General features: G+C 66.1%; 10 protein-coding genes. 1 reads left to right on the forward strand and 9 read right to left on the reverse strand.

Translation table 11 applies throughout. The features are described from left to right. Positions 1-7: 7 nt before the first annotated feature. From phnL to phnG, 6 genes are read right to left on the reverse strand one after another with little or no spacing between them, the layout of a single operon-like run. The gene (phnL, locus tag DY468_RS12755) at positions 8-718 is read right to left on the reverse strand and encodes a phosphonate C-P lyase system protein PhnL (protein ID WP_164605178.1); all 711 of its coding nucleotides are present in this window, start codon (positions 716-718) and stop codon (positions 8-10) included. Next, a complete protein-coding gene (gene phnK / locus DY468_RS12760) occupies positions 718-1,536 on the reverse strand; it encodes a phosphonate C-P lyase system protein PhnK (RefSeq protein WP_164605179.1) in 819 nt (272 codons plus the stop codon). Before phnK ends, phnL begins: the two co-directional genes overlap by 1 nt. After that, on the reverse strand, positions 1,529-2,407 hold the full coding sequence (locus DY468_RS12765; RefSeq protein ID WP_164605180.1) for an alpha-D-ribose 1-methylphosphonate 5-phosphate C-P-lyase PhnJ: 879 nt from the start codon (positions 2,405-2,407) through the stop codon (positions 1,529-1,531). Before DY468_RS12765 ends, phnK begins: the two co-directional genes overlap by 8 nt. Beyond that, the gene (locus tag DY468_RS12770) at positions 2,404-3,501 is read right to left on the reverse strand and encodes a carbon-phosphorus lyase complex subunit (RefSeq protein WP_164605181.1); all 1,098 of its coding nucleotides are present in this window, start codon (positions 3,499-3,501) and stop codon (positions 2,404-2,406) included. Before DY468_RS12770 ends, DY468_RS12765 begins: the two co-directional genes overlap by 4 nt. A gap of 3 nt (positions 3,502-3,504) precedes the next feature. Then, a complete protein-coding gene (gene phnH, locus DY468_RS12775; RefSeq protein ID WP_164605182.1) occupies positions 3,505-4,107 on the reverse strand; it encodes a phosphonate C-P lyase system protein PhnH in 603 nt (200 codons plus the stop codon). A 2-nt stretch (positions 4,108-4,109) separates the two neighbouring features. After that, on the reverse strand, positions 4,110-4,583 hold the full coding sequence (phnG, locus tag DY468_RS12780; protein ID WP_164605190.1) for a phosphonate C-P lyase system protein PhnG: 474 nt from the start codon (positions 4,581-4,583) through the stop codon (positions 4,110-4,112). A gap of 111 nt (positions 4,584-4,694) precedes the next feature. Between phnG and phnF the strand changes: the two genes are divergently transcribed. After that, entirely contained in the window at positions 4,695-5,423 is a 729-nt protein-coding gene (gene phnF / locus DY468_RS12785; RefSeq protein ID WP_164605183.1) for a phosphonate metabolism transcriptional regulator PhnF, read from the forward strand. Between the two features lie 323 nt (positions 5,424-5,746). On the opposite strand, the gene phnE (DY468_RS12790) is transcribed toward phnF, so the two are convergent. The 3 genes from phnE (DY468_RS12790) to phnD form a co-directional block, all read right to left on the reverse strand. Continuing rightward, complete coding sequence (gene phnE / locus DY468_RS12790) at positions 5,747-6,613, reverse strand: phosphonate ABC transporter, permease protein PhnE (RefSeq protein WP_164605184.1); 867 nt, start codon at positions 6,611-6,613, stop codon at positions 5,747-5,749. Then, a complete protein-coding gene (phnE, locus tag DY468_RS12795; RefSeq protein WP_164605185.1) occupies positions 6,610-7,491 on the reverse strand; it encodes a phosphonate ABC transporter, permease protein PhnE in 882 nt (293 codons plus the stop codon). The genes phnE (DY468_RS12790) and phnE (DY468_RS12795) overlap by 4 nt, the downstream gene beginning before the upstream one ends. Before the next feature lie 68 nt (positions 7,492-7,559). Then, positions 7,560-8,465 (reverse strand): phosphonate ABC transporter substrate-binding protein, encoded by a 906-nt coding sequence (phnD, locus tag DY468_RS12800; RefSeq protein WP_164605186.1) that lies wholly within the window; start codon positions 8,463-8,465, stop codon positions 7,560-7,562. Position 8,466 lies beyond the last annotated feature (1 nt).

Consider the following 8,466-nt stretch of genomic DNA (forward strand, 5'->3'; position numbering starts at 1 on the left):
CCATTGGTCAAGCGGCGGCGGCAAACGAGGTCACGTCGACGATGCGGTCCGCGATGATCTCACGGATCTCGTCGTCGTGCACGATGGCGATGATCGCGGCGCCCTGCGCCTTTGTCTCGGCGATCAGCTCGACCACCACGGCGCGATTCTTGGCGTCGAGCGATGCGGTCGGCTCGTCGAGCAGCAGGATCGGCGTGTGCGAGATGAAGCCGCGGGCGATGTTGACGCGCTGCTGTTCGCCGCCCGAGAACGTCGCCGGCGGCAGCGTCCACAGCCGCTCCGGAATATTGAGCCGGCGCAGCAGCACGCCAGCCTGTTCGCGCGCCGCCTCGCGGGCGGTGCCCTGCACGATCAGCGGTTCGGCCACGACGTCGAGCGCCGCGACGCGGGGGACGGCGCGCAGAAACTGGCTGACATAGCCGATGCTGCCGCGCCGCGCGGCGAGGATCTGCCGCGGCTGCGCGGTGGCGATGTCGAGCGTATCACCCTCATGGGCGATACGGATCGCGCCGGAGTCGCAGCGATAATTGCCGAAGATCATTTTCAGGATCGACGATTTGCCCGCGCCGGAGGGGCCGGACAGCACGACGCATTCGCCGGGCTGAACCTGGAAGCTGACGCCGCGCACCACCGGCAGCGTCACGCCGCCCTGCAGATGCATGACGAAACTCTTCTGGGCGTTATCGACGACGAGAGCGGGAGTTTGGGTCATGGTCATCACGCCGGAAGGATCGAGGAGACGAGCAATTGCGTATAGGGTTCGCGTGGATCGTCGAGCACCTGGTCGGTCAGCCCGGTCTCGATGACGCGGCCGGATTTCATCACCAGAATGCGGTGCGACAGCAGCCGCGCCACCGCCAGATCGTGGGTGACGACGATCGCGGCGAGCCCAAGTTCGGCCACCAGGCTGCGGACCAGATCAAGCAGCCGCGCCTGCACCGAGACGTCCAGTCCACCGGTCGGCTCGTCCATGAAGACGAGGCGCGGATCGGTGACGAGGTTGCGGGCGATCTGCAGCCGCTGCCGCATGCCGCCCGAATAGGTGCGCGGCGCGTCGTCGATGCGGCCGGTGTCGATTTCGACCCGCTCCAGCCAGTCGCTGGCGACGCTGCGAATCTTGCCGTAGTGGTTCCAGCCGATCGCCATCAGCCGTTCGCCGACATTGGCGCCCGCCGAGACCGCCATGCGCAGGCCCTGCGCCGGGTCCTGATGCACGAAGCCCCAATCGGTGCGCAGCAGCAGGCGCCGTTCTGCTTCGCCGAGTTCGGCGAGATCGCGCAACACGCCGTCGCGCATCCGATACGACACGCGACCGGCGCTCGGCGTCATCTGTCCCGACAGCATCTGCAGCAGGGTCGATTTGCCGGAGCCGGATTCGCCGACGATCGCCAGCACTTCGCCGGGGAAGAGTTCGAACGACACGCCGCGGCACGCATCAATCCGGCCGTAGCGCTTCGACAGGCCGTCGGCGATCAGCAGCGGCTGATCGGAAGCGACGAAGGTGTCCAATGCGGCGGACGAAACGCGATCAAGCATGGGCGCTCTCCATCGGTGTGGTTTCGCTGCCGGTGTGACCCTCGGCGCGGCGGCCTTCGCAGTAATCGGTGTCGGAGCACACGAACATCCGGGTGCCGGCGTTATCGGTGACGATCTCGTCGAGATAGGAATCGTCGGCGCCGCACAGCGCGCAGCAGCCGTCCTGGCGATAGCGCGTGAACGGATGGTCTTCGAAATCCAGCGACACCACCTGGGTGTAGGGCGGGATCGCGTAGATCCGCTTCTCGCGGCCGGCGCCGAACAGTTGCAGCGCCGGGCAGTTGTCCATCTTGGGATTGTCGAACTTCGGCGTCGGTGACGGATCCATCACGTAGCGGCCGGCGACCTTCACCGGATAGGCATAGGCGGTGGCGATGTGGCCGAACTTGGCGATGTCCTCGTACAGCTTGACGTGCATCAGCCCGTATTCGGCGAGCGCATGCATGCGCCGGGTCTCGGTCTCGCGCGGTTCGAGATAGCGCAGCGGCTCGGGGATCGGCACCTGATACACCAGCACCTGGCCCTCGTGCAGCGGCGTCTCGGGAATGCGGTGCCGGGTCTGGATCACGCTCGCGTCCGGCGTCGACGTGGTGGTGGCGACACCGGCGGTCTTGGCGAAGAACTTGCGGATCGAGATCGCGTTGGTGGTGTCGTCGCTGCCCTGGTCGATCACCTTGAGCGTATCGTCCGGGCCGAGGATCGACGCCGTCACCTGCACGCCGCCGGTGCCCCAGCCATACGGCATCGGCATCTCGCGACTGGCGAACGGCACCTGATAGCCGGGGATCGCGATTGCTTTCAGGATCGCCCGGCGGATCATCCGCTTGGTCTGCTCGTCGAGATAAGCGAAATTGTAAGTCGCTTCGGTCATTCCGCGGCCTCGCGCAGCTCGGGTTGGTCCTGGTTGAATTCGGCGCGCAGCTTGCGCAGCAGGCCGAGCTCGGACTGGAAATCGACATAGTGCGGCAGCTTCAGATGCTCGACGAAGCCGGTCGCCTGGACGTTGTCCGAATGCGACAGCACGAACTCCTCGTCCTGCGCCGGCGCCTTGACGTCCTCGCCGAGTTCTTGCGCGCGCAGCGCGCGATCGACCAGCGCCATCGACATCGCCTTGCGCTCGCTCTGGCCGAAGGCGAGGCCGTAGCCTCGGGTGAAGCGCGGCGCTTCGGTCGCCGAGCCTTTGAACTGATTGACCATCTGGCACTCGGTCAGCGCCACGCTGCCGAGCGGCACCGCGAAGCCGGCGTCTTCAGCCTCGAAGAACACCTCGACGTCGCCGAACCGGATTTCGCCGGCGAACGGATGGTTGCGGCCATAGCCGCGTTGAGTCGAATAGCCGAGTGCCAGCAGAAAGCCCTCGTCGGCGCGGGCGAGGTTCTGCAGCCGCAGGTCGCGTCCGGCTGGAAAATTCAGCGGCTCGCGGGTGAGGTCGCCGACCGCGCTGTCATCCTCGGCAACCGGCGATTCTTCGATCAGCCCGTCCTGGCGCAGGATGTCGGTGACCCGCGGCGTCGGTGCGTCACTGGCTTCCGCCGTCGCCGGCTCGGCTGGATCGCCGCTTTCGGCGAGCTGCGGATCGAGCAGCCGGTGGGTGTAGTCGAAGGTCGGGCCGAGGATCTGGCCGCCCGGAATGTCCTTGAAGGTCGAAGAAATACGCCGCCGCACCGCCATTGCGCCGGTGTCGACCGGCTCGGAGGAGCCGAACCGCGGGAGCGTGGCGCGGAACGCCCGCACCAGGAAGATCGCTTCGATCAGATCGCCGCGCGCCTGCTTGATCGCCAGGGCCGCCAGCTCGCGGTCGTAGAGCGAGCCTTCGCTCATCACCCGATCGACGCCGAGCGCGAGCTGCTCGGAGATCTGGTCGAGCGTCAGCTCCGGCACGTCGCGGTTGCCGCGGCGGGCATCGGCGAGCAGCCGGTGGGCATTGTCGATGGCGCGTTCGCCGCCTTTGACTGCGACATACATCGGTCAGCTCCCTTGGCTGAGGCGTGTGGTGCGCGGGATCGCCACCACCTGATCGCCGCTCACCAGCACCACGTCGAGGCCGCGCGGAAACAGCGCGGCGTTGAAACTCAGGCGATCGAACAGGTCGGCCGGCTGCAGCGATGCCTGCAGCAGCGCCTCGCCGTCGATGCCTGGACCGTGCAGCCGGTAGCTGGCGCCGGAGCCCAGCGCCTGCACTTGAATAATGAGTGTGGTCGAACGGTCCGGATATTCGGGCGTGCCGAGCGCGAACCGCTCTAGCGGCAGAAGGGCCGAGCCGTCACCGATCAGCGCGAACGCCGCAGTAGAAGGATCGTCGGTCAGCGGCGCCCCGGTGTGAAACTTCAGCCAGCGCGCGGCCGTGCCGTCCGCCGCGATCGCGGCGTCGAGCCAGATCGGCGTGTCGTGGTCGAACAGCGTCAACGCCAGTGCGGCGCTGGCGTGCATCAGCGGCGCCGGTGTGCCGGCCTCGAAGGTGATGCGTTGAATGCGGCCGGGCCGCGCCATCGCTTCCATCACGGCGCGGAAGGTCGATTGCGCGCCGAGCACCTTGTCGGCAAAGCCGGCGGCAAGTTCGGTGGTGGTCATGGTCAGCCCTCGCCTCGCACCAGCGTGTAGAAATCGACTTTGGTGGCAGCCGTCCGGGCGGCCTTTTCGGCGCGTGCGGCTTCGACTTCAGTCTGCAGCGGCGCGATCACCTCGGTCTCGACCGCAGCCGAATAGTCCGCCGATTGCAGCAGCGCGTCGCACAGCGCGATCAGCTTCGCCTTGGTACGGTCTCGCCCCAGCGTGTAGCCGAACCCGACCTCGCCGCTGGCGAGCCGCACCGCGGCGCGCGACACCGTCGCCTCGCCGACATTGAAGGCGGAGCCGTCGCCGCCGATCCGGCCGCGCAGCATCACCAGTCCCTGTTCGGGTTCGCGCAGCAGCGTGAACGCCGGCGGAGCCAGCGTGTCGAGGCGCGCGCCGATCGCGGCAGTCTCGGATGCGGCCAGTACCGCCATCGCGGCGCGCCGGCGCGCGGTTGCGGCTTGTTCGGGGGAGTTTTGTGTCTCCGCGTGCATCGCCATTGCCCAACTCAAGTTGTCTATGTTAATAGACAACTTGATAGAAGCACAATGTGAAAACTCGATGACGACGAATTCCGTGGCGATGATCACAAAAGCGTGCCTGTCATGACCGCCGAGGCACTCACTTCAGGCGTCGCGTTGTGGCGTCAGGTCGCCGACGGCATCGAGCTGGCGATCGCCGACGGCCGCTATCTGCCCGGCGGCAAACTGCCGGGGGAGACCGAGATCGCCGAGAATTATGGGGTGAACCGTCACACCGTCCGGCGGGCGCTCGCAGCGCTGGCGGAGCGTGGATTGGTGCGCGCCGAGCGTGGCAGCGGCACTTTCGTGCGCAGCCGGCGGATCGCCTATCCGCTGCGCACCCGGACGCGGTTTTCCGAAATCATCAATGCGGGCGGGCGCGAGCCGCGCGGTCAACTGATCGCCGCGGAGCGCGAGCCGGCCACCGGCGCGCTGGCCGGCCAGCTCGATCTCGACATCGGTGCGCCGCTGTTCCGGATCGAAGCGCTGCGGTCGGCGGACGGCGTGCCGATCAGCCGCGGCACCACCTGGCTGTCGGCGGTGCGATTTCCCGATGCGCCCAAGGTGTTCGCGGCGAAACGCTCGATGACCAAGGTGCTGGCGCATTACGGCGTCAACGATTATCGCCGGCTGTCGACCCGGATCACCGCCTCGATCGTGGATGCGGCCGATGCTGCGCGGCTCGATCTGCCTGCCGGGCGCCCGGTGTTGGTGGTGGAGAGCATCGACGTCGCCGCCGACGGCACCCCGCTGCTGACTTCCCGTGCCCGCTTTGCGGCAGAGCGGGTCGAGTTCGTGATCGAGCCGGACTAGCCGGCATCGTGGCCGCGATGACTAACCGCCATTGCCGGTGGCGAGCACGATGGCGGCATTGATGGCGATGCTGACGATCATCAGCGCGCCGAGCAGCAAGCTCGACCGCCACGCCTTCCGCGCCCTCACGTTAGCTCTGCAATCTCCCCGACCATTGATCACTCGCTGGCTGTACATGCTCGATCCTCCGTGCCGTTCGGGCCTCGCCGACTGCGGGGAGAAGATCGGACAATCAGAATAAAGGATCGAGACGGCAATCGGCGCGGTTTTATAAGTGCGACATAAAGAGCCGGCGGGCGACCGCGCCGCCCGGTCCCCGACGATCAAGCGACCGCCTTTCGGCCGATGATCGCGAAGCGCAGCTTGCTGGAAATCCAGTCGATCGACGCGACGGTGATCAGGATCATCAGGATCAGGAACGACACCTTCTGCCATTCCAGCACCCGGATCTGCTCGGTGAGCTGCAGGCCGATGCCGCCGGCGCCGACGATGCCGATGATGGTCGCCGAGCGGGTATTGGATTCGAAGAAGTAGAGTAACTGGCTGGCGAGGATCGGCACCACCTGAGGTAACAGACCGAACCGCACGCTGTGGACGTGCGAGCCGCCGGTGGCCTTGACGCCTTCGATCGGCTTGTTGTCGGCGGCCTCGAAGGCTTCGGAGAACAGTTTGCCGAAATTGCCGAAGTCCGAGCACATCACCGCGAGGATTCCGGCGAACGGGCCGAGCCCGACGACGCCGACCCAGATCAGCGCCCAGATCAACGTATCGACGCCGCGCACCATGTCGAGCAGCCGCCGGGTCAATAGTTGCAGCGGGCGAATCCGCAGCACGTTGCGGGCCGCCAGGAACGACACCGGGAATGCCAGCAGCGCGCCGCCGAGCGTGCCGAGAAACGCGATCGCCAGCGTTTCGCCCATCGCGTGCAGATAGACTTGCGCGAGCTGCCACGATCCCGGATCGGGCGGCAGCATCAGGCCGAGAAATTCGATCAGACGGCCGATGCCGCTGAATAACCTGTCAAACGGGATCTCAAGACGGATCAGGCCGAACACGAAGATGGCCGCGGCCAAGGTCAGACCGCCGATCAGCTTGGCGCGGTTGATCCAGTTGGGACGGAAGTGTTCGGGAAAGCGGGCGGCGATGCCGGCTTCGTCGCCGAAGCTCAGGGTGCGGCGGGCGGTGCTCATCGTCGCTCCTGACCGATCAGGCGGCGGCGCACGCCTTCGGTGAAGTAGTCGATCGCCATCACGGTGACGATGATCAGCAGCAGGATGGCGCTGACATCGCTGTAATAGAACTTGCGCACCGCTTCGATCAGGTCCTGGCCGATGCCACCGGCACCGACGAAGCCCATCACGGCCGCGCCGCGGACGTTGATCTCGAACCGCAGTAGTGCGTAGCTGACGAAGTTCGACAGCACCTGCGGCACCACGGCGAAGCGCACCATCTCGAACCAGTCACCGCCGGACGACACCACGCCTTCGAGCGGCTTGTCGTCGATGTTCTCGACGACTTCGGCGAACAGTTTGCCGAGCGCGCCGGCGGTGTGAATCGCGATCGCCAGCACGCCCGGCAGCGGGCCGAGTCCGAACGCCAGCACGAACAGCAGCGCGAACACGATCTCCGGCACGGTGCGGCAGAATTCAAGGAAGCGGCGGGTGACGAAGACCAGCGCGCGCGAACGCACCAGATTGGCCGAGGCGAGAAAGCACAGCGCGAAGCCGGCAAGCGCGCCGAGCAGCGTGCCCACATAGGCGATCAGGATGGTGTCGAGCAGCAGACCGGTCCAGCGCTTGATGCCCCAGAACCATTCGTTGATGTCGGTCCACAGCGTCGCCAGCGCCAGCTTCGGCGCGATCGAGATGAAGTAGGACGGAAATCGCCAGAAATTCTCGGCCAGCTTGACCAGATCGACTTCGCCCATCCAGGCCGCCGCGGCGATCGCGGCGATCAGGATCGCGCCGCCGAGCGCCAGCCGCCGCCGCTTCTCGGCCACCGCCGCATCGTAATGATCGGCGAGTGCACGAAGCTGGGGTTCGGGAAGTTCGGTGACGGCTGCCTGCATGCGGGTATCCGACATGACGACGTGGGCGACCGGTGGGGCTCCCACGTCCGATGATGTGCTGGGATGCGTCAGGATTTCGACTTGCGCAGGCTGTCGACGAACTTGATCAGCTCGACCACCGGCTCGTAGTCCTTGTGGCTGGTCGCCGCATAAGGCTTGGCCTTGCCTTCATAGATCTTGTTGAAGGTTTCCGGATCGTTGGTGGCGAGGTCGAGCACCGCCTTGCGGATCGCCGCCTTGAGGTCTTCCGGCATGTCCGACAGGTAGGCCATCGGCGAGTTCACGATCAGGTCCGACTTCAGGATGATGCGGAAGTCCGCGGCCTTGACCATGCCCTTGCGGTCCATCCGCAGCAGGTTGGATTCGTCCTCGGTGTTCCACCAATTGAAGGCCGCATCGCAGGTGCCTTGGGCAACGCCGATCACCGCGTTCTCGTGGCTGCCGGCGTAGATCACCTTGGCGAAGAACTTGTCGGGATCGATCGACATCTTGTTCATCATGAAGCGCGGCACGTTGTTGCCGGAGGTCGAATTCGGATCGACCAGGCAGAGGTTCTTGCCCTTCAGGTCCTCGATCTTCTGGTAGGGCGAGTCCTTCTTCACATACAGCACCGAGTGATAGCCCTTGGAGCCGTCACCGTTGACCTCGATGGCGAACGGCTCGACCTTGGCGCCGACCAGATAGGCGCGGGCGTAGGACGCCGGCCCATACATGCCGATGTGGATGTTGCCGGCGCGCTGGCCTTCGATCACCGCGGCGTAGTCGTTGGCGATGCGCAGCTTCACCGGCACGCCGAGCTGCTTGGTGAGGTAGTCGGTCAGCGGGGTCCAGCGGGTGGTGGTGCCCGAGGCGTTCTCGTCCGGGATCTTGCCGAACACCAGCTCGGGATATTTCGCCTTCCAGTCCTGTGCCGGCGCGGCCTGCGCGGTGAACGCCAGCGCCGCAGCGGCGGCGACGAGGGTACGGAGCTTGATC

It is taken from the genome of Rhodopseudomonas sp. BR0M22 (assembly GCF_010907035.1).
Taxonomy (GTDB): Bacteria; Pseudomonadota; Alphaproteobacteria; order Rhizobiales; family Xanthobacteraceae; genus Rhodopseudomonas.